The following is a 24,959-nucleotide window of genomic DNA, read 5'->3' on the forward strand; positions in this document are numbered from 1 at the left end:
CCAATCATTTAGCCACGGATAGTTTATAAATTTTACCTGGAATATCAAAACCAACTAACAAAATTAATAAGGCAGAGAATGCAACCGTAACAATGAATAATGAAACACCTAAGCCATAATATCCTGAAATGTATGTAGCTAATACAGGTGCGGCCATTCCTCCAGTTGCCCCTAAGTTATAAATAAGACCGGTCCCTAATCCTCTTAATTTTGTTGGAAAGTAATCATATATAAATTTTGGAACCAACCCTGCAATACCTAAATTTGTAAACATTAATCCAAAGAGACATAATCCTATAAGAGAAGAGTTTTTCACAGAAATAAAAAAAAGAGGACAAAGGAAAATAAATGAAGTTATTAGACCGACTACAAAGGCTTTTTTTACACCAATCTTATCACCAACAAAACCAAAAAATATTGTACCTGTCAGTGTTCCTAAACCTGCTATTGTCATCAGAGTTGAAATGACCACTGTATTAACTCCATTATCTGCCAGGTAGGAAGGAAGTAGTCCGTTTATCGGCCAGTTTGCACCAAATAGACAAAAACAGACGAGGAAAACGATCATAGAGATTGAAAGATGTGGTTTTCTGAAGACAGACAAAAATGTTGATTTATCCTTATATTTATCTTCAATCCACTCCTGACTTTCTGGAGCACTTTTTCTGATCCAAAGAACTAGTAAAACTGGTAACAGGCCTATAAAAAAAGAGTTTCTCCATCCATATACTTCAGCAAACTGAGGGATTATTTGTGCCGCAATAATATTTCCAACAGAAAAACCACTTACCAAAAAAGCACTAGCTTTAGATTGAAGATTTTTAGGCCAACTTTCTACCGCATAAGTTGAAGCACATGCATATTCACCAGACATCCCTAAGCCAACAATAAAACGGCAAACTGCGAGCATATATAAGTTTGTAGCAATACCGCTAAGGCCTGTTCCGACTGAGTAAATGAAAATTGCCCACATCATCATTGGCTTACGACCATATTTATCAGCCATGGCACCAAAAAAACCACCTCCAATAGGTCTGGCTATGAAGGCCACTGTCCCTATTAAAGTAGCCTGAATATCCGTAATGCCAAGATCTGCTTTTATAATATGAAGAATGTAAAATATCATCATAAAATCAAAGCCATCAAATACATATCCAAGCCATGCGGAAAAAAGAGCTTTCCGTTGTGGTGGATTAACTTGTTTATACCATGCTGTTGCCATATTTGTTTCCTGTGTTATTCTAATATAGCCCTTAAAGTAAATATTAGGGAGCCTCAACAATATCCAGAAATAATTATATTGTCTTCAAATACGCCAGTACTATTGATTGTTATCAATACCTAATCAGTACAATCTTTTCCTCCATTTCTTCTTAACATATTTCACTCTATGAAAGATAAAACTGATACCCACCTACAGTTTTGGGTCACCAACAAAAAACAATGTTCGCCAGATATTCCACCACTGGCACAGTTCAACCCTGCTTCAAAAATTGACTTATTCATTGTGCTCATTTTCGTAGTCCGTTCAGGTTGAATAAAACTCCCTTCGTCAAATGAGGAAAGACTGAGAGGTTATTACTTTAGCTTACGTTATAGCTGTTTTCCTTTGCAGTATTTCTTTGCTTTTCTGTATACCTTTATACCTGTTATACCAGATCAAAAAACAAGCAATCCACATAACAAAACGCGTTTTGTTACTGATGTCACAAATTGAGCATATTTTTGTAGCTGATAGTTTGTTACAAACACCAGAACCAAGATTAATGCCGATCAGTTAAGGATCAGTTGACCGATCCAGTGGCTGTGTAAGAATCCGGAAACGCTCACTTGTTTCCGGATTTTTTTATGCACATTGGACAGGCTCTTGATCTGGTATCCCGTTACGATTCTCTGCGTAACCCACTGACTTCTCTGGGGGATTACCTCGACCCCGAACTCATCTCTCGTTGCCTTGCCGAATCAGGTACTGTAACGCTACGCAAGCGCCGTCTTCCCCTCGAAATGATGGTCTGGTGTATTGTTGGCATGGCGCTTGAGCGTAAAGAACCTCTTCACCAGATTGTGAATCGCCTGGACATCATGCTGCCGGGCAATCGCCCCTTCGTTGCCCCCAGTGCCGTTATTCAGGCCCGCCAGCGCCTGGGAAGTGAGGCTGTCCGCCGCGTGTTCACGAAAACAGCGCAGCTCTGGCATAACGCCACGCCGCATCCGCACTGGTGCGGCCTGACCCTGCTGGCCATCGATGGTGTGTTCTGGCGCACACCGGATACACCAGAGAACGATGCAGCCTTCCCCCGCCAGACACATGCCGGGAACCCGGCGCTCTACCCGCAGGTCAAAATGGTCTGCCAGATGGAACTGACCAGCCATCTGCTGACGGCTGCAGCCTTCGGCACGATGAAGAACAGCGAAAATGAGCTTGCTGAGCAACTTATAGAACAAACCGGCGATAACACTCTGACGTTAATGGATAAAGGTTATTACTCACTGGGACTGTTAAATGCCTGGAGCCTGGCGGGAGAACACCGCCACTGGATGATACCTCTCAGAAAGGGAGCGCAATATGAAGAGATCAGAAAACTGGGTAAAGGCGATCATCTGGTGAAGCTGAAAACCAGCCCGCAGGCACGAAAAAAGTGGCCGGGACTGGGAAATGAAGTGACTGCCCGCCTGCTGACCGTGACGCGCAAAGGAAAAGTCTGCCATCTGCTGACGTCGATGACGGACGCCATGCGCTTCCCCGGAGGAGAAATGGGGGATCTGTACAGTCATCGCTGGGAAATCGAACTGGGATACAGGGAGATAAAACAGACGATGCAACGGAGCAGGCTGACGCTGAGAAGTAAAAAGCCGGAGCTTGTGGAGCAAGAGCTGTGGGGTGTCTTACTGGCTTATAATCTGGTGAGATATCAGATGATTAAAATGGCGGAACATCTGAAAGGTTACTGGCCGAATCAACTGAGTTTCTCAGAATCATGCGGAATGGTGATGAGAATGCTGATGACATTGCAGGGCGCTTCACCGGGACGTATACCGGAGCTGATGCGCGATCTTGCAAGTATGGGACAACTTGTGAAATTACCGACAAGAAGGGAAAGGGCCTTCCCGAGAGTGGTAAAGGAGAGGCCCTGGAAATACCCCACAGCCCCGAAAAAGAGCCAGTCAGTTGCTTAACTGACTGGCATTACAGAACCAAGATGCCTATTTCGTTTCAGCATCAACTGTTAAATTATCTGGTTGCCAACGAGAATACTGAGCTTTTTTGTCCCCAAGACTGACCGTCAACGCCACAATCTTTGACTGTTTGACATTGTCATGCCCGCAGGCCAGCGGATCTAAAGACATTAGACTGCTTGCATCAGCCAGTTGCGTATCTGGCTATGTCCCTTAATTGGTAAGGGTTCGAGGAACTCAACATTAACGCATTTTTTAGCGCATCACCGACAGTGTATATGAACGATTGCACTCTGACGATGGTTGATTTATTTGGTTGCGTAGGGGCTAGCTAGTCTGGTACCGGAGGCTAGATCTGAAGTACTGACCCCAGGAATAACGCCGGGCTAACTCATATTCTGACCCATTGTCAGCCCGCGTGTTTACTGCTCTAGCTCATTTCCTGTTGTCAGGCGTTCAATTCCCAACTGCAGGTTATGGCCCGGTGCACAAACACCTGACGGCAGGTATCACTTACCCGAAGAAGGTAAAGCCCTCAAGAGGCAGTAACTCAGCCAACCTCTCCTCCGGCCACTCCGGCAGACGCGTCAGGACGTCCGTCAGCCAAGCATGTGGCTCCAGACTGCGGTTCCCAGAAGGCTCATTATCTGTGCCGCGCGGTTCCCGGCCACCAGTGAACCAGCGAACAACCAGGCCTTTCGTCCCATAACGACCGGACGGATAGCACGCTCGCAGATATTGTTGTGTGTGCCTTGAAATGCACGATCTTTCCGTCGGTGAAAGTCCGCCCCGGCTAACTCTCGCTCCGACTGGAAGGACAAGAAGCGGTCCAGGAGGTAACAAAAGGGCTGAATCTCTCCCTGAAACGACTTCTTCAGGAAGTCAACGGGTTATGCGGGCCGTAACGTGAGTGAACACTGAGCAGCCATCGAAATGCCGTCGAGGGTGCTGACACGCCACAATAACGGGGAAGGCCGACGATGACCGGGAAGAGAGTGAGAAAGGCATCGGTCATACCCACCGGGGTTGTGGTGTCAGCATGCATAACAATTGATCGATCGTGCAACAAGAGAAGTCCATAACGGTGTCTGTCCGGGTGACGGGCAACAACGCCTCGCGAGGGGGTGAATCGGTTGTTATGGATGGCAGATGGGGTGTAGTAGTGAAAATACTGAGTAATGTCAGAGGAGCGAAGGCCCCCTCTTGCAGTACCAGTGTAACATGCAGGAAGAGCCCGGCGATTGCCATCAGCCTCACAACCCCGCTAGAACCGGTTCAGAACCTACAGAAAACACTACAGGAGAAAGCAAAGTGAACCGCCCCGTGTTTCCTGTTTATCATTTTCTGGTCAGTGCCGCGATTCTGGTATTCGTGGTGATTTTCTGGCGGACACACCATCGCGACCACCGTAACTGGCTGGCTCTACGGCTATTCGTATTATGCTCTGTAAACCGTTGGCCATTGCGGATGGTTAAAGGAACAGTTGTGGGGACAACTGACACATTACGTGAAATGCAGCGTTATGAACAACTGAGTAGCACGGGGCTGACAACTGGAAAATCCAGCCGGGAGCACCGTTATATGATACGATTGTTATTGTCACTGGTGAGAGTGTGCGCAGGGATTATATGTCAGTGTATGACTATCCCGTACCAACCACACCGTGGCTGAATACGGCACCCGGTTTATTTATTGACGATTATACCTCGACAGCCTCCAGTACAGTGTCTTCCCTGAGCCGGACACTGATTTATGACTATGAGCAGAACCCTGATTCCGGCAACAATGTGGTGGCGCTGGCAGCAAAAGCAGGATACAGCACATGGTGGATATCCAATCAAGGAAAACTGGGGGAGCATGACACACGCATCTCTGTTATTGCTTCTGATGCGGAGCATGCCACTTTCCTCAAGAAAGGCAGCTTCGCTTCCCGTAAAACAGATGACAAACTGTTGTTACAGGAAACAGAACGTGCGCTGGCGGATACATCCTCTCCGAAGATAATTTTCCTGCACATGATGGGTTCTCATCCAAATCCGTGTGACAGCCTTAACTCCTAGCCGAATAATTACCTGGAGCAGTATCCCCGAAAAATTGCCTGTTACCTCGCCAGCATCAGTAAACTGGATAACTTTCTTGGCCAGCTTGATGGTATCCTTCGCCGGTACTCACGTCATTTCGCCATGCTTTACTTTTCTGGCCTTGGGCTGTCGGTCAGCGACAGTGCCAATCCTGTTCATCATTATGGTCATGTGCAGGGAGGCTACAGTGTGCCACTGATTATTACCGCCAGTGACATAACGTCTCATCAGCCCGTCAGTAGAAAAATCAGTGCCCGTCATTTCGCAGGTATTTTTCAGTGGATGACCGGTATTTGTACTGAAAATATACCGCCATTCAATCCGCTGACAGACGAAGATAACTAACCTGTTATGGTTTTTAAGGGAGAGAGGAATATACCGGCAGACAGTTTGAAACCTCAGCCACTTATTCTTCCTGATCACAGGTAATCATATATGGCAGACTGTAATACAGTCGCTTGTACTGAAAAGTATTCTGTATAAAATATCCGTATTCATATCAGCACAAGGGACCATCAAATCCCTGCAGCACTCCTTACGTCAGTTATCCCGCATCACCCTGTGAGTACAGGATTTTTTATGAGGTTACTTTTTTATTGAATGTATATAAATAATGAATAACCGCGGATTCTGATAATCCCCCCTGCAGGGAGCGGTAAATAGTAAATACATCAGTTAATACCGTTTGTCTTTTTTAACAAAGAAAATAATCCTAGAATAATTCCCGGGCATTTGCCCGGGATGATTACTGTTTTAATGGATTATTAATCTTTGCATATTCAAATGGACTGATAAACCTTTCTCTGTTTACATCCAGAAAATCGGCCCACCACTGTAGCATCAATCGCCGTTCTTCCAGATGCTCTGCTTTATGGATATACGCGGCCCTCACTGAATTTCGCGCCATGTGGCTCATCTGACGTTCAACAGCATCACGAGACCACAGACCTGATTCGACCAATGAACTACAGGCCATTGTTCGAAAGCCATGACCACAAACCTCTACTTTTGTATCATACCCCATGACCCGTAACGCACTATTTACCGTATTCTCACTCATGGGTTTGTGCGAATCGTGATCACCAATAAATATCAAGTCATGGGCCCCATAAAACTGTTTTATCTGCTTTAAAATTGCAAGAGCTTGCGTTGAAAGAGGCACTAGATGCGTTGTACGCATTTTTGAGCCTCTATGGGAATGTTTCACTCCAGGAATAGGCTCCCGCTCCGGTGGGATAGTCCATATAGACGCTTCGAAATCGATCTCTGACCAACGAGCAAAACGCAGCTCACTGGACCGAATAAAGATCAGCAAAGTGAGTTCTATCGCCCATCGGGTTAGCGGCCTACCAGTATAGCTATCTATTTTTGTAAGCAACTCAGGGATGCGCTTTAATTCAAGCGCGGGACGATGTTGTCGATTACAGGAAGCAACCGCCCCAGCCATCTCTTGTGCCGGGTTATAATCAATTAACCCACTTTGCACTGCATAGCGCATGATGGCTGTAGTGCGCTGCTGAAGACGAGCGGCCACTTCAAGACGTCCAGACATTTCTACGGCCTTAATAGGTGCTAATAAATCTCGAGTTTTTAACTCAGCGATATTACGTTCACCAAGCGCTGCAAAAAGATTATCTTCAAGACTTTTTAGCACACGATGGGCGTGATCTTCAGACCACTTTTTATTGGTGCCATGCCACTCAATCGCGACTTCTTTAAAGGTTCGTGCTTTACTCTGTTCAACCTTATCATTTTTCTTTTTGTCTCCCGGATCGACGCCATTCGCAAGCAGCTTACGCGTCTCGTCACGACGTACTCTGGCATCCGCTAGTGTGATTTCAGGATAAACCCCAAGTGCCAGCATTTTTTGCTTTCCCTCATAACGGTACTGCAAACGCCAGTACTTAGAACCATTTGGATGGACAAGCAGATGCATACCGCCACCATCAGTCAGCTAATATTGCTTATCCGTTGGCTTGGCTGCTCTGACTTTGATATCTGTTAATGCCATCGTATTCCCTCCCTGTTGGTACAAGCATTATCGAACCGGAAATACCATCATCTGTACCAACATATGTTGGTAGATGTACGTTGATATCGGTTGACCTTGAGAGAGTTAATATAGCGGGAAAGATAGATAAACACTGGATTTCAGGCATAAAAAAAGACCTCAGTTGAGGTCTATTTACATACTTTTGGTGCCGAAGGCCGGACTCGAACCGGCACGTATTTCTACGGTTGATTTTGAATCAACTGCGTCTACCGATTTCGCCACTTCGGCACTGAAGAGGTATGCGGAAAACGTTGTGGATTATACCTGTCGCACGCCACCATGCAAGCGCCAGCTTGCTCGCACCTCGCTAAGTGCTGAAATTTTCAGCATTGCATACAGCGATGTGTAACCTTTGTCACACTCCAGGCACCCCGCCCTGCCATGCTCTACACTTCCCAAACAACACCAGAGAAGGACCAAAAAATGTCGATGATAAAAAGCTATGCCGCAAAAGAAGCGGGCGGAGAACTGGAAGTTTATGAGTACGATCCCGGTGAGCTGAGGCCACAAGATGTTGAAGTGCAGGTGGATTACTGCGGGATCTGCCATTCCGATCTGTCGATGATCGATAACGAATGGGGATTTTCACAATATCCGCTGGTTGCCGGGCATGAGGTGATTGGGCGCGTGGTGGCACTCGGGAGCGCCGCGCAGGATAAAGGTTTGCAGGTCGGTCAGCGTGTCGGGATTGGCTGGACGGCGCGTAGCTGTGGTCACTGCGACGCCTGTATTAGCGGTAATCAGATCAACTGCGAGCAAGGTGCGGTGCCGACGATTATGAATCGCGGTGGCTTTGCCGAGAAGTTGCGTGCGGACTGGCAATGGGTGATTCCACTGCCAGAAAATATTGATATCGAGTCCGCCGGGCCGCTGTTGTGCGGCGGTATCACGGTCTTTAAACCACTGTTGATGCACCATATCACTGCTACCAGCCGCGTTGGGGTAATTGGTATTGGCGGGCTGGGGCATATCGCTATAAAACTTCTGCACGCAATGGGATGCGAGGTGACAGCCTTTAGTTCTAATCCGGCGAAAGAGCAGGAAGTGCTGGCGATGGGTGCCGATAAAGTGGTGAATAGCCGCGATCCGCAGGCACTGAAAGCACTGGCGGGGCAGTTTGATCTCATTATCAACACCGTCAACGTCAGCCTCGACTGGCAGCCCTATTTTGAGGCGCTGACCTATGGCGGTAATTTCCATACGGTCGGTGCGGTTCTCACGCCGCTGTCTGTTCCGGCCTTTACGTTAATTGCGGGCGATCGCAGCGTCTCTGGTTCTGCTACCGGCACGCCTTATGAGCTGCGTAAGCTGATGCGTTTTGCCGCCCGCAGCAAGGTTGCGCCGACCACCGAACTGTTCCCGATGTCGAAAATTAACGACGCCATCCAGCATGTGCGCGACGGTAAGGCGCGTTACCGCGTGGTGTTGAAAGCCGATTATTGAAAATCATTCGCAGCGCTGATCTGAGGCGCTGCCCTCTTTCGCACATATTCTGTTTTGTCGTATCGCCAGCACAGCCTGCCGACATTGTTCGGTGACATTGGCAATATCATGGTTGATATCAATGCGCACAATATCCTGTTCATCTGCTTGTGGACGCTCCAGTGCCTCAAACTGACTTTTTAGTAACGCTACCGGCATAAAATGCCCAGCCCGACGCTGCATTCGCGCGAGAATAGTTTCATAGTCGCCATCTAACCAGAGGAAATGAACATGGGGGCTACCCTTGCGTAAAATATCACGATACTGTTTTTTTAATGATGAACAGACAATAAATCCTGTTTCATTCTTTTTATAAAGACTGTATGAAGCATCATTTAAGCGTTCCAGCCAGGGAAGTCGATCTTCATCAGATAATGGAATACCCTGCGACATTTTATCTATATTTTTGGCTGGATGAAGATCGTCACCATCAATAAATTTAGCAGATAATAACGCGGCAACCTTGCTACCAATTAATGTTTTACCACTCCCTGAAACGCCCATCAAAATAAAGCTTTCACCCGCCATTTAAAATCTCCTGAATCATCTTACCTGCTGCGATACTACGCCTGGCGGCATAATAATTTCACGTTTTTTTATTTCTACTGATAAGAATTACAAGGCACATCACGTTATGCGTAACATAGTAATGTAACAATTTTCTGACGTGATCTTCATCACAAATAATGACAGTTAAAACCGCTTAAATGCTTCCGAGGTGTCTACCTGACCAGTGAGGAATTTATGCAAGTGAAAACACAGTCCTGCGTTGTTGCGGGCAAGAAAACTGTTGCCGTTACCGAGCAGACGATAGATTGGAATAATAATGGAACATTAGTACAAATAACCCGAGGTGGAATTTGCGGTTCCGATTTACATTATTATCAGGAAGGAAAAGTAGGTAATTTCATGATAAAGGCACCGATGGTGTTAGGTCATGAAGTTATCGGTAAAGTTATTCATAGCGACTCATCAGAATTACATGAAGGGCAAACGGTAGCCATTAATCCGTCTAAACCGTGCGGTCACTGCAAATACTGCATTGAACATAACGAGAATCAGTGTACAGATATGCGTTTTTTTGGCAGTGCCATGTATTTCCCTCATGTTGATGGTGGTTTTACCCGTTATAAAATGGTCGAAACGTCGCAATGTGTCCCTTATCCGGCCAAAGCTGACGAAAAGGTTATGGCTTTTGCCGAACCTTTAGCCGTCGCGATTCATGCCGCACATCAGGCCGGCGAGTTACAGGGCAAGCGAGTATTTATTTCCGGTGTTGGACCCATTGGCTGCCTGATTGTCAGTGCAGTGAAAACACTGGGGGCCGCGGAAATTGTCTGTGCTGATGTGAGTCCCCGTTCCCTTTCGCTGGGCAAAGAGATGGGGGCGGATGTGCTCGTAAACCCACAAAACGACGACATGGATCACTGGAAAGCGGAAAAAGGCTATTTCGATGTCAGCTTTGAAGTGTCCGGTCATCCTTCATCAGTGAATACCTGTCTGGAGGTCACTCGTGCACGCGGCGTAATGGTGCAGGTAGGTATGGGAGGCGCGATGGCAGAATTCCCAATGATGACGTTGATTGGTAAGGAGATTTCACTCAGAGGCTCTTTCCGTTTTACCAGCGAATTTAATACCGCAGTGTCATGGCTGGCGAATGGCGTTATCAATCCACTGCCTTTACTGAGTGCTGAATATCCCTTCACTGACCTGGAAGAGGCGCTACGTTTCGCCGGTGATAAAACCCAGGCAGCAAAAGTCCAGCTTGTTTTCTAAGAGATAAATAAAGGAATAATACAATGAACGATCTATTTTCACTGGCAGGAAAAAATATCTTGATTACCGGTTCAGCACAGGGCATTGGCTTTTTACTGGCAACCGGCCTGGGTAAATATGGCGCACAAATAATTATTAATGATATTACTGCCGAACGCGCAGAACTTGCTGTAGAAAAACTCCACCAGGAGGGTATTCAGGCCGTTGCCGCACCTTTTAATGTTACTCATAAACATGAAATTGATGCCGCCGTTGAACATATCGAAAAGGACATCGGCCCCATTGATGTGCTGGTGAATAACGCCGGTATCCAGCGCCGTCATCCTTTTACTGAGTTCCCTGAACAAGAGTGGAATGATGTGATCGCAGTAAACCAGACCGCCGTGTTCCTGGTATCGCAAGCGGTAACTCGTCACATGGTTGAACGCAAGGCAGGTAAAGTTATTAATATTTGCTCGATGCAAAGCGAACTGGGACGTGACACCATCACCCCTTATGCCGCATCGAAAGGGGCGGTAAAAATGCTCACCCGCGGCATGTGCGTCGAGCTGGCGCGCCACAATATTCAGGTCAACGGTATTGCGCCGGGCTATTTCAAAACAGAAATGACTAAAGCACTGGTTGAGGACGAAGCCTTCACCGCCTGGTTGTGCAAACGGACCCCCGCCGCACGCTGGGGAGATCCGCAGGAACTGATTGGTGCTGCGGTGTTCCTTTCTTCAAAAGCCTCTGATTTCGTAAACGGCCACCTGTTGTTTGTTGATGGCGGCATGTTAGTGGCTGTTTAACAGCCCCCCCTACGTGCAGCGCGAAAGCGCTGCTTTTCTGGCACTAATAAGAGATAAAGACTATGCCATTAATCATTATTGCGGCAGGCGTCGCGCTGCTTCTTATCCTGATGATCGTCTTTAAAGTTAACGGCTTTATTGCCCTCGTTCTGGTAGCTGCCGTCGTCGGATTTGCCGAAGGGATGGATGCACAGGCCGTCCTGCACTCTATACAAAATGGTATCGGCAGCACGCTCGGCGGGCTGGCAATGATCCTCGGTTTCGGGGCCATGTTAGGCAAGCTGATTTCTGATACGGGTGCGGCACAACGTATCGCCACTACGCTGATTGCTACTTTTGGTAAAAAACGCGTGCAATGGGCGCTAGTGATCACCGGTCTGGTTGTGGGCCTCGCCATGTTTTTTGAAGTGGGTTTTGTCCTGCTGTTGCCGTTGGTATTTACCATCGTAGCATCATCAGGATTACCCCTGTTGTATGTTGGCGTACCAATGGTAGCAGCGCTCTCTGTAACCCACTGTTTTCTGCCGCCACATCCAGGGCCTACTGCCATCGCGACTATCTTTGAGGCTAATCTCGGAACGACTTTACTGTATGGATTTATCATTACCATTCCGACAGTTATTGTCGCAGGACCGCTGTTTTCTAAACTGCTAACTCGCTTTGAGAAAGCACCACCGGAAGGCTTATTTAATCCTCATCTGTTTAGCGAAGAGGAGATGCCCTCCTTCTGGAACAGTATTTTCGCTGCCGTGATCCCGGTCATCCTGATGGCTATCGCCGCCGTTTGTGAAATTACGTTACCGAAAACTAACACCGTGCGCCTCTTCTTTGAATTTGTCGGTAACCCTGCCGTTGCGCTGTTTATTGCCATTGTTATTGCGATTTTCACACTGGGCCGACGTAATGGACGCACCATCGAGCAAATCATGGATATCATTGGGGATTCTATAGGCGCTATCGCGATGATTGTGTTTATTATCGCTGGCGGCGGCGCGTTTAAGCAGGTATTAGTAGATAGCGGTGTCGGGCACTATATTTCACACTTAATGACCGGAACTACACTTTCGCCGTTATTGATGTGCTGGACTGTTGCGGCGCTGTTGCGTATCGCTCTGGGCTCTGCCACCGTCGCGGCCATTACCACCGCGGGTGTGGTGTTGCCGATTATCAACGTTACCCATGCCGATCCCGCTTTAATGGTACTGGCAACCGGTGCGGGCAGCGTGATCGCGTCACACGTAAACGACCCTGGCTTCTGGCTATTTAAAGGGTATTTTAATCTGACGGTTGGTGAAACGTTGCGTACCTGGACGGTGATGGAAACCCTTATTTCTATTATGGGTTTGCTGGGCGTGTTAGCCATTAACGCCGTATTGCACTGAAAGAATAAAATATTGTGATGTAGTTTCGGGGGAAGATTGAAGATTCCCCCGACGTTGGGAGAAGTTATGCGCAATCACAGAATTTCTTTACAGGATATCGCTACGCTGGCTGGCGTAACAAAAATGACCGTGAGTCGTTATATCCGCTCGCCGAAAAAGGTGGCAAAGGAAACAGGCGAGCGCATCGCCAAAATTATGGAAGAGATCAATTATATCCCTAATCGCGCTCCCGGCATGTTGTTGAATGCACAAAGTTATACCCTCGGTATCTTGATTCCGTCATTTCAAAATCAACTCTTCGCTGACATTCTCGCGGGAATAGAATCCGTCACCTCTGAGCATAATTATCAGACCCTTATTGCTAATTACAATTACGATCGCGATTCCGAAGAAGAGTCGGTGATTAACCTGCTCTCTTATAACATTGACGGGATTATACTTTCGGAAAAATATCACACCATCAGGACGGTGAAATTTCTGCGTTCAGCCACCATTCCGGTCGTGGAATTGATGGATGTACAGGGAGAACGGCTGGATATGGAGGTCGGTTTTGATAATCGGCAGGCCGCTTTTGACATGGTGTGTACCATGCTGGAGAAGCGAGTCAGGCACAAAATTCTGTATCTCGGTTCCAAAGATGACACCCGCGATGAACAGCGTTATCAGGGGTATTGCGATGCGATGATGCTGCATAATCTTTCCCCATTACGCATGAATCCACGCGCCATCTCATCCATTCATTTAGGAATGCAGTTAATGCGTGATGCCCTTAGCGCAAACCCGGATTTAGACGGTGTATTTTGCACCAATGACGATATTGCGATGGGTGCGCTTCTGCTGTGCCGCGAGCGAAACCTCGCCGTGCCAGAACAAATTTCCATTGCGGGTTTTCATGGGCTGGAGATTGGCAGGCAAATGATCCCAAGCCTCGCCAGCGTAATTACTCCCCGTTTTGATATTGGTCGGATGGCCGCCCAAATGTTGCTGAGCAAAATTAAAAATAACGATCACAACCACAACACTGTTGACCTCGGGTATCAGATTTATCACGGCAACACGCTTTAGGTTATTTTCTCTTCATTACACGTATTCTCTTTGCCGGACGTTGCCTATACTCCAGGCAGGAAACTGGAGGATATCTCATGAGTGAACCCCTGTTAATTGCCCGCACGCCGGACACAGAACTGTTTTTACTGCCGGGAATGGCTAACCGTCATGGGCTGATTACCGGCGCAACGGGGACGGGTAAAACCGTTACGCTGCAAAAACTGGCGGAGTCATTGTCGGAAATCGGCGTGCCGGTGTTTATGGCTGATGTGAAAGGCGATCTGACCGGCGTCGCGCAGGCAGGAACGGTGTCGGAAAAACTGCTCGCAAGGCTTAAAAATATCGGCGTCAATGACTGGCAACCGCATGCCAATCCGGTGGTGGTGTGGGATATCTTTGGCGAGAAAGGCCATCCGGTGCGGGCGACGGTTTCGGATCTGGGGCCGCTGTTGCTGGCACGACTGTTGAATCTCAACGATGTGCAATCTGGCGTGCTGAATATCATCTTCCGCATTGCTGACGATCAGGGGCTGTTACTGCTCGACTTTAAAGATCTGCGGGCAATTACCCAGTACATCGGCGATAACGCCAAATCCTTCCAGAATCAGTACGGTAATATCAGTAGCGCATCGGTTGGTGCCATCCAGCGCGGGCTGTTGTCGCTGGAACAGCAAGGCGCAGCACACTTCTTTGGTGAGCCGATGCTGGATATCAAAGACTGGATGCGCACCGATGCCAACGGTAAAGGCGTTATCAATATCCTCAGCGCCGAGAAACTTTATCAGATGCCGAAACTGTACGCCGCCAGCCTGCTGTGGATGCTTTCAGAGTTGTATGAACAATTGCCGGAAGCGGGCGATCTGGAGAAACCAAAACTGGTGTTTTTCTTCGACGAGGCACATCTGCTGTTTAACGATGCCCCGCAGGTACTGCTGGATAAGATTGAGCAGGTGATAAGGCTTATTCGCTCAAAAGGCGTGGGCGTCTGGTTCGTTTCGCAAAACCCGTCTGATATTCCGGATAATGTGCTCGGGCAGCTCGGTAATCGCGTTCAACATGCTTTGCGGGCTTTTACGCCAAAAGATCAGAAAGCAGTGAAGGCAGCGGCGCAAACCATGCGGGCCAATCCGGCGTTTGATACCAAAAAGGCGATTCAGGAACTGGGCACCGGCGAGGCGTTGATCTCTTTTCTGGATGCGAAAGGAAGCCCTTCTGTGGTGGAGCGTGCGATGGTGATCGCGCCTTGTTCGCGGATGGGGCCGGTGACGGAAGATGAGCGTAATGGCTTGATTAATCACTCTCCGGTGTATGGCAAATATGAGGATGAGGTGGACCGGGAATCCGCCTATGAGATGTTGCAAAAAGGCTTTCAGGCCAGTACCGAGCAGCAAAATAATCCTCCCGCGAAAGGGAAAGAGGTAGCGGTGGATGACGGCATTCTTGGTGGATTGAAGGATATTTTGTTCGGCACTACCGGACCACGCGGCGGGAAGAAAGATGGTGTGGTGCAAACAATGGCCAAAAGCGCCGCTCGCCAAGTGACGAATCAGATTGTACGCGGGATGTTGGGGAGTTTGCTGGGGGGGAGAAGAAGGTAAGTCAGGCGAGATTTGTCTTTGCCTGATGCGACGCTGGCGCGTCTTATCATGCCCACCCCACTGCAATATATTGAATTTTAATTATTTTTCAGGAATGAACGAAGCACACTTTGCTAACAATAATAAAGGGAGCTTTCGCTCCCTTTATTCGTTCATTCGGTTACGATTTTCTCATTAACAGCCACAGGCTGATTAAGAAGAAGCTGGCGCTTGGCAACAGTGCGCCGATGATCGGCGGGATGCCATAAACCAACGTCAGCGGGCCGAAGATCTGGTCCAGTACGTAGAAGACAAAACCGAAACTGATACCGGTGACCACACGCACGCCCATCGGTACGCTACGCAGTGGGCCAAAGATGAACGACAGCGCCATCAGCATCATCACCGCCACAGATAGCGGCTGGAAGATTTTGCTCCACATGTTGAGCTGATAACGTCCGGCATCCTGACCGCTCGACTTCAGATACTTCACATAGTTGTGCAAACCGCTGATAGAGAGTGCATCCGGGTCCAGCGCCACCACGCCCAGTTTGTCCGGCGTGAGGTTGGTTTTCCAGGTGCCGCTCACCGTCTGCGAACCGGTAATCTGTTTCGGATTGGTCAGATCAGATTCATCAACCTGCGACAGACGCCAGACTTTATGTTCCGGGTCAAACTTCGCAGTAGCGGCATAGCGTACGGATTGCAGACGACGATTCTCGTTAAAGGCATAAATGCTGATGCCACCTAACTCTTCGTCACCTTTAACCCGCTCAATGTAGACGAAGTTGTTGCCATCTTTCGCCCATAAGCCTTGCTGGGTAGAGAGCAACGAGCCGCCGTACATCGCCTGCGCACGGTAGTTACGCGCCATCTGCTCGCCCTGCGGCGCGACCCATTCGCCAATCGCCATCGTCAGCAAGACCAGCGGAATGGCGGTTTTCATCACCGACAGCGCCACCTGCATACGGGTAAAACCAGAAGCCTGCATCACCACCAGTTCGCTGCGCTGCGCCAGCATCCCAAGACCAAGCAACGCCCCAAGCAGAGCCGCCATCGGGAAGAAGATCTGCACATCTTTCGGCACGCTCAGCAAGGTATACATTCCTGCGCCTAACGCGTCGTAACTCCCCTGCCCGGCTTTTTTCAGCTGATCGACAAACTTGATAATGCCCGACAGCGACACCAGCATGAACAGTGTCATCATGATGGTGGTGAAAATAGTTTTACCGATATAGCGGTCAAGTACGCCAAAAGGTTGCATCACACCGCTCCTTTACGCGAAAAACTGGCGCGCAGGCGGCGGACCGGCACGGTGTCCCAAAGGTTGAGAACAATCGCTAAAGCCAGATAAATCAGGTTAACGGTCCACATCCACAGCGTCGGGTCCAGCTTACCTTTACCGCCGTTCGATTTCAGGGAGGTCTGGATCAGGAAGAAAAGTAGATACAGCAGCATGGCTGGCAGCATCGACAGTACGCGTCCCTGACGTGGGTTAACCACGCTCAGCGGTACGACCATAAGTGCCATCATAAACACGGTGAATACCAACGTGATACGCCAGTTCAGTTCTGCGCGAGCACGATCGGTGTCAGTGTTCCACAATGTGCGCATGTCCATCTGGTCGGTATCGTTCGGGTCGAGCGCCACCGCCTGGTGACCAATGATCGCCTGATAATCCTGGAAGTCCGTAATGCGGAAATCACGTAACAATGCAGTGCCTTCGAAGCGCGTTCCCTGGTTGAGAGTGACGACCTGGGAGCCGTCGCGCAGCTGGGTTAAATGTCCGGAATCGGCCACCACCACAGAAGGACGTGCATTACCTTTTGGTCGAATTTGCGCGAGGAACACATCTTTGAAATCGCTGCCGTCAACGCTTTCGATGAACAGCACCGAGCTGCCATTAGTCGCTTGCTGGAATTGCCCTTGCGCCAGCGCCGCCATGCCAGGGTTCGCTTTCGCTTCTGCTAACACTTCATCCTGATGACGCGATGACCACGGTCCCGCCCACATCACGTTAACCGCCGCTACGATTGCCGTGAATACCGCAAGGATCATTGCCGCTTTCACCAGAACCGCTTTGCTCAGGCCGCAGGCATGCATTACCGTAATTTCACTTTCGGTATACAGTTTGCCCAGCGTCATCAGCAGCCCGAGGAACAGGCTTAATGGCAGGATAAGCTGCGCCATTTCCGGCACGCCCAACCCGAGAAGGGAGAGCACCAGATTCGCCGGAATATCGCCGTCAACCGCTGCGCCGAGGATCCTCACTAACTTTTGACAGAAGAAGATCAAAAGCAAGATGAAGAGTATCGCCAGCTGGCTTTTGAGCGTCTCCCGCACCAGATATCTTATGATTATCACTTTAAATACGCCCGTAAAAACTCGTCTTTTGCAGGATTTTAGCTTGTTTCATGGCTTAAACGTCATTTATTCTCTTGAGTCGTCGAAATCGTCGCTAAGATAATTATACTCAACGGATTCACCTCTCAGATTTTGTTCTGACGTGCCAATGCCGTAATAACGTTAAGATTAACACGAAGTCATCGCAACAGCGGACATGAGTTACGAAAGCTTGCAATTCTATCTGTAGCCACCGCCGTTGTCTTTAAGATTCAGGAGCGTAGTGCATGGAGTTTAGTGTAAAAAGCGGTAGCCCGGAGAAACAGCGGAGTGCCTGCATCGTCGTGGGCGTCTTCGAACCACGTCGCCTTTCTCCGATTGCAGAACAGCTCGATAAAATCAGCGATGGGTACATCAGCGCCCTGCTACGTCGGGGCGAACTGGAAGGAAAACCGGGGCAGACATTGTTGCTGCACCATGTTCCGAATGTACTTTCCGAGCGAATTCTCCTTATTGGTTGCGGCAAAGAACGTGAGCTGGATGAGCGTCAGTACAAGCAGGTTATTCAGAAAACCATTAATACGCTGAATGATACTGGCTCAATGGAAGCGGTCTGCTTTCTGACTGAGCTGCACGTTAAAGGCCGTAACAACTACTGGAAAGTGCGTCAGGCTGTCGAGACGGCAAAAGAGACGCTCTACAGTTTCGATCAGCTGAAAACGAACAAGAGCGAACCGCGTCGTCCGCTGCGTAAGATGGTGTTCAACGTGCCGACCCGCCGTGAACTGACCAGCGGTGAGCGCGCGATCCAGCACGGTCTGGCGATTGCCGCCGGGATTAAAGCAGCAAAAGATCTCGGCAATATGCCGCCGAATATCTGTAACGCCGCTTACCTCGCTTCACAAGCGCGCCAGCTGGCTGACAGCTACAGCAAGAATGTCATCACCCGCGTTATCGGCGAACAGCAGATGAAAGAGCTGGGGATGCATTCCTATCTGGCGGTCGGTCAGGGTTCGCAAAACGAATCGCTGATGTCGGTGATTGAGTACAAAGGCAACGCGTCGGAAGATGCACGCCCAATCGTGCTGGTGGGTAAAGGTTTAACCTTCGACTCCGGCGGTATCTCGATCAAGCCTTCAGAAGGCATGGATGAGATGAAGTACGATATGTGCGGTGCGGCAGCGGTTTACGGCGTGATGCGGATGGTCGCGGAGCTACAACTGCCGATTAACGTTATCGGCGTGTTGGCAGGCTGCGAAAACATGCCTGGCGGACGAGCCTATCGTCCGGGCGATGTGTTAACCACCATGTCCGGTCAAACCGTTGAAGTGCTGAACACCGACGCTGAAGGCCGCCTGGTACTGTGCGACGTGTTAACTTACGTTGAGCGTTTTGAGCCGGAAGCGGTGATTGACGTGGCGACGCTGACCGGTGCCTGCGTGATCGCGCTGGGTCATCATATTACTGGTCTGATGGCGAACCATAATCCGCTGGCCCATGAACTGATTGCCGCGTCTGAACAATCCGGTGACCGCGCATGGCGCTTACCGCTGGGTGACGAGTATCAGGAACAACTGGAGTCCAATTTTGCCGATATGGCGAACATTGGCGGTCGTCCTGGTGGGGCGATTACCGCAGGTTGCTTCCTGTCACGCTTTACCCGTAAGTACAACTGGGCGCACCTGGATATCGCCGGTACCGCCTGGCGTTCTGGTAAAGCAAAAGGCGCCACCGGTCGTCCGGTAGCGTTGCTGGCACAGTTCCTGTTAAACCGCGCTGGGTTTAACGGCGAAGAGTAATTGCGTCAGGCAAGGCTGTTATTGCCGGATGCGGCGTGAACGCCTTATCCGACCTACACAGCACTGAACTCGTAGGCCTGATAAGACACAACAGCGTCGCATCAGGCGCTGCGGTGTATACCTGATGCGTATTTAAATCCACCACAAGAAGCCCCATTTATGAAAAACGCGACGTTCTACCTTCTGGACAATGACACCACCGTCGATGGCTTAAGCGCCGTTGAGCAACTGGTGTGTGAAATTGCCGCAGAACGTTGGCGCAGCGGTAAGCGCGTGCTCATCGCCTGTGAAGATGAAAAGCAGGCTTACCGGCTGGATGAAGCCCTGTGGGCGCGTCCGGCAGAAAGCTTTGTTCCGCATAATTTAGCGGGAGAAGGACCGCGCGGCGGTGCACCGGTGGAGATCGCCTGGCCGCAAAAGCGTAGCAGCAGCCGGCGCGATATATTGATTAGTCTGCGAACAAGCTTTGCAGATTTTGCCACCGCTTTCACAGAAGTGGTAGACTTCGTTCCTTATGAAGATTCTCTGAAACAACTGGCGCGCGAACGCTATAAAGCCTACCGCGTGGCTGGTTTCAACCTGAATACGGCAACCTGGAAATAATGGAAAAGACATATAACCCACAAGATATCGAACAGCCGCTTTACGAGCACTGGGAAAAGCAGGGCTACTTTAAGCCTAATGGCGATGAAAGCCAGGAAAGTTTCTGCATCATGATCCCGCCGCCGAACGTCACCGGCAGTTTGCATATGGGTCACGCCTTCCAGCAAACCATCATGGATACCATGATCCGCTATCAGCGCATGCAGGGCAAAAACACCCTGTGGCAGGTCGGTACTGACCACGCCGGGATCGCTACCCAGATGGTCGTTGAGCGCAAGATTGCCGCAGAAGAAGGTAAAACCCGTCACGACTACGGCCGCGAAGCTTTCATCGACAAAATCTGGGAATGGAAAGCGGAATCTGGCGGCACCATTACCCGTCAGATGCGCCGTCTCGGCAACTCCGTCGACTGGGAGCGTGAACGCTTCACCATGGACGAAGGCCTGTCCAATGCGGTGAAAGAAGTTTTCGTTCGTCTGTATAAAGAAGACCTGATTTACCGTGGCAAACGCCTGGTAAACTGGGATCCGAAACTGCGCACCGCTATCTCTGACCTGGAAGTCGAAAACCGCGAATCGAAAGGTTCGATGTGGCACATCCGCTATCCGCTGGCTGACGGTGCGAAAACCGCAGACGGTAAAGATTATCTGGTGGTCGCGACTACCCGTCCAGAAACCCTGCTGGGCGATACTGGCGTAGCCGTTAACCCGGAAGATCCGCGTTACAAAGATCTGATTGGCAAATATGTCATTCTGCCGCTGGTTAACCGTCGTATTCCGATCGTTGGCGACGAACACGCCGACATGGAAAAAGGCACCGGCTGCGTGAAAATCACTCCGGCGCACGACTTTAACGACTATGAAGTGGGTAAACGTCACGCCCTGCCGATGATCAACATCCTGACCTTTGACGGCGATATCCGTGAAAGCGCCCAGGTGTTCGATACCAAAGGTAACGAATCTGACGTTTATTCCAGCGAAATCCCTGCAGAGTTCCAGAAACTGGAGCGTTTTGCTGCACGTAAAGCAGTCGTTGCCGCAGTTGACGCGCTTGGCCTGCTGGAAGAAATTAAACCGCACGACCTGACCGTTCCTTACGGCGACCGTGGCGGCGTAGTTATCGAACCAATGCTGACCGACCAGTGGTACGTGCGTGCCGATGTCCTGGCGAAACCGGCGGTTGAAGCGGTTGAGAACGGCGACATTCAGTTCGTACCGAAGCAGTACGAAAACATGTACTTCTCCTGGATGCGCGATATTCAGGACTGGTGTATCTCTCGTCAGTTGTGGTGGGGTCACCGTATCCCGGCATGGTATGACGAAGCGGGTAACGTTTATGTTGGCCGCAACGAAGACGAAGTGCGTAAAGAAAATAACCTCGGTGCTGATGTTGTCCTGCGTCAGGACGAAGACGTTCTCGATACCTGGTTCTCTTCTGCGCTGTGGACCTTCTCTACCCTTGGCTGGCCGGAAAATACCGACGCCCTGCGTCAGTTCCACCCAACCAGCGTGATGGTATCTGGTTTCGACATCATTTTCTTCTGGATTGCCCGCATGATCATGATGACCATGCACTTCATCAAAGATGAAAATGGCAAACCGCAGGTGCCGTTCCACACCGTTTACATGACCGGCCTGATTCGTGATGACGAAGGCCAGAAGATGTCCAAATCCAAGGGTAACGTTATCGACCCACTGGATATGGTTGACGGTATTTCGCTGCCAGAACTGCTGGAAAAACGTACCGGCAATATGATGCAGCCGCAGCTGGCGGACAAAATCCGTAAGCGCACCGAGAAGCAGTTCCCGAACGGTATTGAGCCGCACGGTACTGACGCGCTGCGCTTCACCCTGGCGGCGCTGGCGTCTACCGGTCGTGACATCAACTGGGATATGAAGCGTCTGGAAGGTTACCGTAACTTCTGTAACAAGCTGTGGAACGCCAGCCGCTTTGTGCTGATGAACACAGAAGGTCAGGATTGCGGCTTCAACGGCGGCGAAATGACGCTGTCGCTGGCGGACCGCTGGATTCTGGCGGAGTTCAACCAGACCATCAAAGCGTACCGCGAAGCGCTGGACAGCTTCCGCTTCGATATCGCCGCAGGCATTCTGTATGAGTTCACCTGGAACCAGTTCTGTGACTGGTATCTCGAGCTGACCAAGCCGGTAATGAACGGTGGCACCGAAGCAGAACTGCGCGGTACTCGCCATACGCTGGTGACTGTACTGGAAGGTCTGCTGCGCCTCGCGCATCCGATCATTCCGTTCATCACCGAAACCATCTGGCAGCGTGTGAAAGTACTTTGCGGTATCACTGCCGACACCATCATGCTGCAGCCGTTCCCGCAGTACGATGCATCTCAGGTTGATGAAGCCGCACTGGCCGACACCGAATGGCTGAAACAGGCGATCGTTGCGGTACGTAACATCCGTGCAGAAATGAACATCGCGCCGGGCAAACCGCTGGAGCTGCTGCTGCGTGGTTGCAGCGCGGATGCAGAACGTCGCGTAAATGAAAACCGTGGCTTCCTGCAAACCCTGGCGCGTCTGGAAAGTATCACCGTGCTGCCTGCCGATGACAAAGGTCCGGTTTCCGTTACGAAGATCATCGACGGTGCAGAGCTGCTGATCCCGATGGCTGGCCTCATCAACAAAGAAGATGAGCTGGCGCGTCTGGCGAAAGAAGTGGCGAAGATTGAAGGTGAAATCAGCCGTATCGAGAACAAACTGGCGAACGAAGGCTTTGTCGCCCGCGCACCGGAAGCGGTCATCGCGAAAGAGCGTGAGAAGCTGGAAGGCTATGCGGAAGCGAAAGCGAAACTGATTGAACAGCAGGCTGTTATCGCCGCGCTGTAATCAAAACACAGTGATGAAAACGAAGGCCGGAGCATGCTCCGGCCTTTTTTATCTCTTACAGAAATGGTAAAGAAGGCATAACTCCCCGTGAAATACTGGCTAAGAAGCCTTTATCTGGTTGTTCTTCTTTATTGATTAAAGGAAGGTCATCCAAATCGCCCAGCAAATACGTATTTTTTGCCTGCCAGTCAATCATCCATATTTTCAGCAGTGGATAAGCCAGACCGCCCGTAATCCCGGATATCACCACCAACGCACACATGCGATAAAGCATACCGTGGTACGTTAAAGTTAAGCGAAAACGAATACGCCCATCATTCAGTGACAGGTTGCTCATAAAATGGTTTCGCAAAGACACCGTTAAATAACTTGTGCTAACAGCAATCCCAAAATAATAGATTAACTGCGCGATTATCATTTTACGTTGCATTTCCATAAATTGCTGTAAATTCTCAATGTCATCATTTGCATATACAGAACTATCATACGCATTTAATATTTGATCGAAGATAATATAACCAGCAACAGCGAGAAAAGGCAATAAAGCTAAAAATGCGAGAATGGCATATTTTATACAATACGTAGTATCTAATTTCACCTTGAAACGATGTATACCGAAACTGGTATTACTCCAGAGAAAACTCATTACCAGACTATATAAAGTACCATTAAAAATACCAATGGAAACAATACCAACTATTGCCATCAGAACCATGGATATAATAACACTACTTGAACTATTGGCAGGTAGCATCTTTGTCGAGATAAAGAAAACAGTCCCCATCCCAATGGCCATTAAAATCGGCAAGAAAAAGGTCACCCACCAGAACCCTTTCATAGAGCAATTAAAACTAAATCTTACGCCGTTGAGACTGGTCATTAAGGCCTGATGACGCAGTCCTTTTGCTGCCATAAATATAAGCAAAACCAACAGTAACAAAGTCAAAACACAACCAACAAGCGGCATATCTGCTGACACTGTCATTAAGATTGCGAAATAGAAAAAAACAAAAAAAAGACAACTAACAAAAACATTCCCACCGGTAATTCCATAAGAAAATCGTTGTCCGTTAACTTCCATATTAGCATAAAGATAACGCTTACATTTCATTAATGCCCATGGTAAATAGATACCTAGCGTTATAATCGTTAACAACACATTCACCACACAAATAAGAAAATATCTCTCACCTGTACCATGAAAAACAAACGAATGGGACGGAACATCCATTTCATTAATAACTTGAGCCATAAAAATTCCCTGAATTAAAAAATCCATTGATATAACTTATATATACAGACAGTAAAATGTTCTGCCACGTTACAATACTCTTATCAGTAATAGGCTGGCAAAAACTTTATTACTTTATAAGTCGCTTGCGTACGTAAGAAGAGAGTGGTATTAAACAAATGTATAATTACTTTATTTTTATTGGGTTAAACTATGAATAACATTGCGCCGCAATCACCTGTAATGCGTCGCCTGACGCTGCAGGATAATCCTGCTATCGCCCGCGTCATTCGTCAGGTATCCGCCGAATACGGTCTTACCGCTGATAAAGGCTACACCGTCGCCGATCCGAATCTTGACGAGCTGTATCAAGTATATAGTCAGCCTGGCCATGCATATTGGGTCGTTGAGTACGAGGGTGAAGTGGTCGGCGGCGGTGGGATAGCGCCATTAACCGGGAGTGAGTCGGATATTTGCGAACTGCAAAAGATGTATTTTCTTCCGGCTATCCGCGGCAAAGGGCTGGCAAAAAAACTGGCCTTAATGGCGATGGAGCAGGCGCGAGAGATGGGTTTCAAACGCTGCTATCTGGAAACGACCGCTTTTTTAAAGGAAGCCATTGCGCTTTATGAGCATTTGGGCTTTGAGCATATCGACTATGCGCTTGGCTGCACGGGCCATGTCGATTGTGAAGTGCGGATGTTGCGCGAACTCTAAAAAAATGCCCGCGTGTTCAACTCGCGGGCATTCGAACATTAACAACGT

General features: G+C 49.1%; 18 protein-coding genes, 1 tRNA gene and 2 pseudogenes. 12 read left to right on the forward strand and 9 right to left on the reverse strand.

What is annotated here, in order from left to right:
- Nucleotides 1-4: 4 nt before the first annotated feature.
- A complete protein-coding gene (locus KXD89_RS19365) occupies nucleotides 5-1,222 on the reverse strand; it encodes an MFS transporter (protein ID WP_000179691.1) in 1,218 nt (405 codons plus the stop codon).
- Between the two features lie 608 nt (nucleotides 1,223-1,830).
- Between KXD89_RS19365 and KXD89_RS19370 the strand changes: the two genes are divergently transcribed.
- Nucleotides 1,831-3,177 (forward strand): IS4-like element IS4 family transposase, encoded by a 1,347-nt coding sequence (locus tag KXD89_RS19370; protein ID WP_000483767.1) that lies wholly within the window; start codon nucleotides 1,831-1,833, stop codon nucleotides 3,175-3,177.
- A 513-nt stretch (nucleotides 3,178-3,690) separates the two neighbouring features.
- Here KXD89_RS19370 and KXD89_RS19375 read toward each other — a convergent pair.
- Nucleotides 3,691-3,920: pseudogene (locus KXD89_RS19375) on the reverse strand (transposase domain-containing protein); the annotation flags it as partial.
- 583 nt (nucleotides 3,921-4,503) lie between these two features.
- Here KXD89_RS19375 and KXD89_RS19380 point away from each other — a divergent pair.
- A pseudogene (locus KXD89_RS19380) lies at nucleotides 4,504-5,687 on the forward strand (phosphoethanolamine transferase); the annotation flags it as partial.
- 316 nt (nucleotides 5,688-6,003) lie between these two features.
- Here KXD89_RS19380 and KXD89_RS19385 read toward each other — a convergent pair.
- Together KXD89_RS19385 and KXD89_RS19390 are read right to left on the reverse strand one after the other, a co-directional pair.
- Nucleotides 6,004-7,212 carry an integrase arm-type DNA-binding domain-containing protein gene (locus tag KXD89_RS19385; protein WP_223362169.1) on the reverse strand — a complete coding sequence of 403 codons (1,209 nt, stop codon included), beginning with the start codon at nucleotides 7,210-7,212 and terminating at the stop codon, nucleotides 6,004-6,006.
- A 242-nt stretch (nucleotides 7,213-7,454) separates the two neighbouring features.
- A tRNA-Leu gene (locus KXD89_RS19390) sits at nucleotides 7,455-7,539 on the reverse strand.
- Nucleotides 7,540-7,734: 195 nt separating this feature from the next.
- Here KXD89_RS19390 and ahr point away from each other — a divergent pair.
- On the forward strand, nucleotides 7,735-8,754 hold the full coding sequence (gene ahr, locus KXD89_RS19395; RefSeq protein ID WP_001318460.1) for an NADPH-dependent aldehyde reductase Ahr: 1,020 nt from the start codon (nucleotides 7,735-7,737) through the stop codon (nucleotides 8,752-8,754).
- A 3-nt stretch (nucleotides 8,755-8,757) separates the two neighbouring features.
- Here ahr and idnK read toward each other — a convergent pair whose 3' ends face one another.
- Nucleotides 8,758-9,321, reverse strand: a complete 564-nt coding sequence (gene idnK, locus KXD89_RS19400; RefSeq protein ID WP_000896738.1) for a gluconokinase — start codon at nucleotides 9,319-9,321, stop codon at nucleotides 8,758-8,760.
- A 216-nt stretch (nucleotides 9,322-9,537) separates the two neighbouring features.
- Here idnK and idnD point away from each other — a divergent pair, with 216 nt between their 5' ends.
- The 5 genes from idnD (at nucleotide 9,538) to KXD89_RS19425 (ending at nucleotide 15,384) form a co-directional block, all read left to right on the forward strand.
- A complete protein-coding gene (idnD, locus tag KXD89_RS19405) occupies nucleotides 9,538-10,569 on the forward strand; it encodes an L-idonate 5-dehydrogenase (RefSeq protein ID WP_001197411.1) in 1,032 nt (343 codons plus the stop codon).
- A 23-nt stretch (nucleotides 10,570-10,592) separates the two neighbouring features.
- Nucleotides 10,593-11,357, forward strand: coding sequence for a gluconate 5-dehydrogenase (gene idnO, locus KXD89_RS19410; RefSeq protein WP_000998695.1), 765 nt, complete (start codon nucleotides 10,593-10,595; stop codon nucleotides 11,355-11,357).
- A 62-nt stretch (nucleotides 11,358-11,419) separates the two neighbouring features.
- On the forward strand, nucleotides 11,420-12,739 hold the full coding sequence (gene idnT, locus KXD89_RS19415) for a gnt-II system L-idonate transporter (protein WP_001128347.1): 1,320 nt from the start codon (nucleotides 11,420-11,422) through the stop codon (nucleotides 12,737-12,739).
- 66 nt (nucleotides 12,740-12,805) lie between these two features.
- Nucleotides 12,806-13,804 carry a DNA-binding transcriptional regulator IdnR gene (idnR, locus tag KXD89_RS19420; protein ID WP_001309159.1) on the forward strand — a complete coding sequence of 333 codons (999 nt, stop codon included), beginning with the start codon at nucleotides 12,806-12,808 and terminating at the stop codon, nucleotides 13,802-13,804.
- Nucleotides 13,805-13,881: 77 nt separating this feature from the next.
- Complete coding sequence (locus tag KXD89_RS19425) at nucleotides 13,882-15,384, forward strand: helicase HerA-like C-terminal domain-containing protein (RefSeq protein ID WP_001698830.1); 1,503 nt, start codon at nucleotides 13,882-13,884, stop codon at nucleotides 15,382-15,384.
- Nucleotides 15,385-15,544: 160 nt separating this feature from the next.
- On the opposite strand, the gene lptG is transcribed toward KXD89_RS19425, so the two are convergent.
- From lptG to ytgA, 3 genes are all read right to left on the reverse strand, one after another.
- Nucleotides 15,545-16,627: an LPS export ABC transporter permease LptG gene (gene lptG, locus KXD89_RS19430; RefSeq protein WP_001295681.1), complete on the reverse strand. Its 1,083-nt coding sequence runs from the start codon at nucleotides 16,625-16,627 to the stop codon at nucleotides 15,545-15,547.
- Entirely contained in the window at nucleotides 16,627-17,727 is a 1,101-nt protein-coding gene (gene lptF / locus KXD89_RS19435; protein WP_000584114.1) for an LPS export ABC transporter permease LptF, read from the reverse strand. Before lptF ends, lptG begins: the two co-directional genes overlap by 1 nt.
- Nucleotides 17,728-17,789: 62 nt before the next feature.
- Entirely contained in the window at nucleotides 17,790-17,840 is a 51-nt protein-coding gene (gene ytgA / locus KXD89_RS19440; RefSeq protein ID WP_211180521.1) for a protein YtgA, read from the reverse strand.
- Between the two features lie 153 nt (nucleotides 17,841-17,993).
- Between ytgA and pepA the strand changes: the two genes are divergently transcribed.
- The 3 genes from pepA (at nucleotide 17,994) to valS (ending at nucleotide 22,963) form a co-directional block, all read left to right on the forward strand.
- Entirely contained in the window at nucleotides 17,994-19,505 is a 1,512-nt protein-coding gene (gene pepA / locus KXD89_RS19445) for a leucyl aminopeptidase (protein WP_000397144.1), read from the forward strand.
- Nucleotides 19,506-19,664: 159 nt separating this feature from the next.
- Nucleotides 19,665-20,108, forward strand: coding sequence for a DNA polymerase III subunit chi (gene holC, locus KXD89_RS19450; protein WP_000786400.1), 444 nt, complete (start codon nucleotides 19,665-19,667; stop codon nucleotides 20,106-20,108).
- Nucleotides 20,108-22,963 carry a valine--tRNA ligase gene (gene valS / locus KXD89_RS19455; protein WP_000416392.1) on the forward strand — a complete coding sequence of 952 codons (2,856 nt, stop codon included), beginning with the start codon at nucleotides 20,108-20,110 and terminating at the stop codon, nucleotides 22,961-22,963. The genes holC and valS overlap by 1 nt, the downstream gene beginning before the upstream one ends.
- 55 nt (nucleotides 22,964-23,018) lie before the next feature.
- On the opposite strand, the gene KXD89_RS19460 is transcribed toward valS, so the two are convergent.
- Nucleotides 23,019-24,215, reverse strand: a complete 1,197-nt coding sequence (locus KXD89_RS19460; protein WP_000079634.1) for a YjgN family protein — start codon at nucleotides 24,213-24,215, stop codon at nucleotides 23,019-23,021.
- 192 nt (nucleotides 24,216-24,407) lie between these two features.
- On the opposite strand from KXD89_RS19460, the gene KXD89_RS19465 reads away from it, so the two are divergent.
- Nucleotides 24,408-24,911 carry a GNAT family N-acetyltransferase gene (locus KXD89_RS19465; protein ID WP_001059402.1) on the forward strand — a complete coding sequence of 168 codons (504 nt, stop codon included), beginning with the start codon at nucleotides 24,408-24,410 and terminating at the stop codon, nucleotides 24,909-24,911.
- The last annotated feature ends 48 nt before the right edge of the window (nucleotides 24,912-24,959 follow it).

Source organism: Escherichia sp. TC-EC600-tetX4 (assembly GCF_019356055.1).
GTDB lineage: Bacteria > Pseudomonadota > Gammaproteobacteria > Enterobacterales > Enterobacteriaceae.

Excerpts from the sequence above, each read along its gene's own strand:
- KXD89_RS19365 (WP_000179691.1), bottom strand. The coding sequence starts at position 1,222 with ATGGCAACAGCATGGTATAAACAAGTTAATCCACCACAACGGAAAGCT.
- ahr (WP_001318460.1), top strand. The coding sequence starts at position 7,735 with ATGTCGATGATAAAAAGCTATGCCGCAAAAGAAGCGGGCGGAGAACTG.
- idnK (WP_000896738.1), bottom strand. The coding sequence starts at position 9,321 with ATGGCGGGTGAAAGCTTTATTTTGATGGGCGTTTCAGGGAGTGGTAAA.
- idnD (WP_001197411.1), top strand. The coding sequence starts at position 9,538 with ATGCAAGTGAAAACACAGTCCTGCGTTGTTGCGGGCAAGAAAACTGTT.
- idnO (WP_000998695.1), top strand. The coding sequence starts at position 10,593 with ATGAACGATCTATTTTCACTGGCAGGAAAAAATATCTTGATTACCGGT.
- idnT (WP_001128347.1), top strand. The coding sequence starts at position 11,420 with ATGCCATTAATCATTATTGCGGCAGGCGTCGCGCTGCTTCTTATCCTG.
- idnR (WP_001309159.1), top strand. The coding sequence starts at position 12,806 with ATGCGCAATCACAGAATTTCTTTACAGGATATCGCTACGCTGGCTGGC.
- KXD89_RS19425 (WP_001698830.1), top strand. The coding sequence starts at position 13,882 with ATGAGTGAACCCCTGTTAATTGCCCGCACGCCGGACACAGAACTGTTT.
- lptG (WP_001295681.1), bottom strand. The coding sequence starts at position 16,627 with ATGCAACCTTTTGGCGTACTTGACCGCTATATCGGTAAAACTATTTTC.
- pepA (WP_000397144.1), top strand. The coding sequence starts at position 17,994 with ATGGAGTTTAGTGTAAAAAGCGGTAGCCCGGAGAAACAGCGGAGTGCC.
- holC (WP_000786400.1), top strand. The coding sequence starts at position 19,665 with ATGAAAAACGCGACGTTCTACCTTCTGGACAATGACACCACCGTCGAT.
- valS (WP_000416392.1), top strand. The coding sequence starts at position 20,108 with ATGGAAAAGACATATAACCCACAAGATATCGAACAGCCGCTTTACGAG.
- KXD89_RS19460 (WP_000079634.1), bottom strand. The coding sequence starts at position 24,215 with ATGGCTCAAGTTATTAATGAAATGGATGTTCCGTCCCATTCGTTTGTT.
- KXD89_RS19465 (WP_001059402.1), top strand. The coding sequence starts at position 24,408 with ATGAATAACATTGCGCCGCAATCACCTGTAATGCGTCGCCTGACGCTG.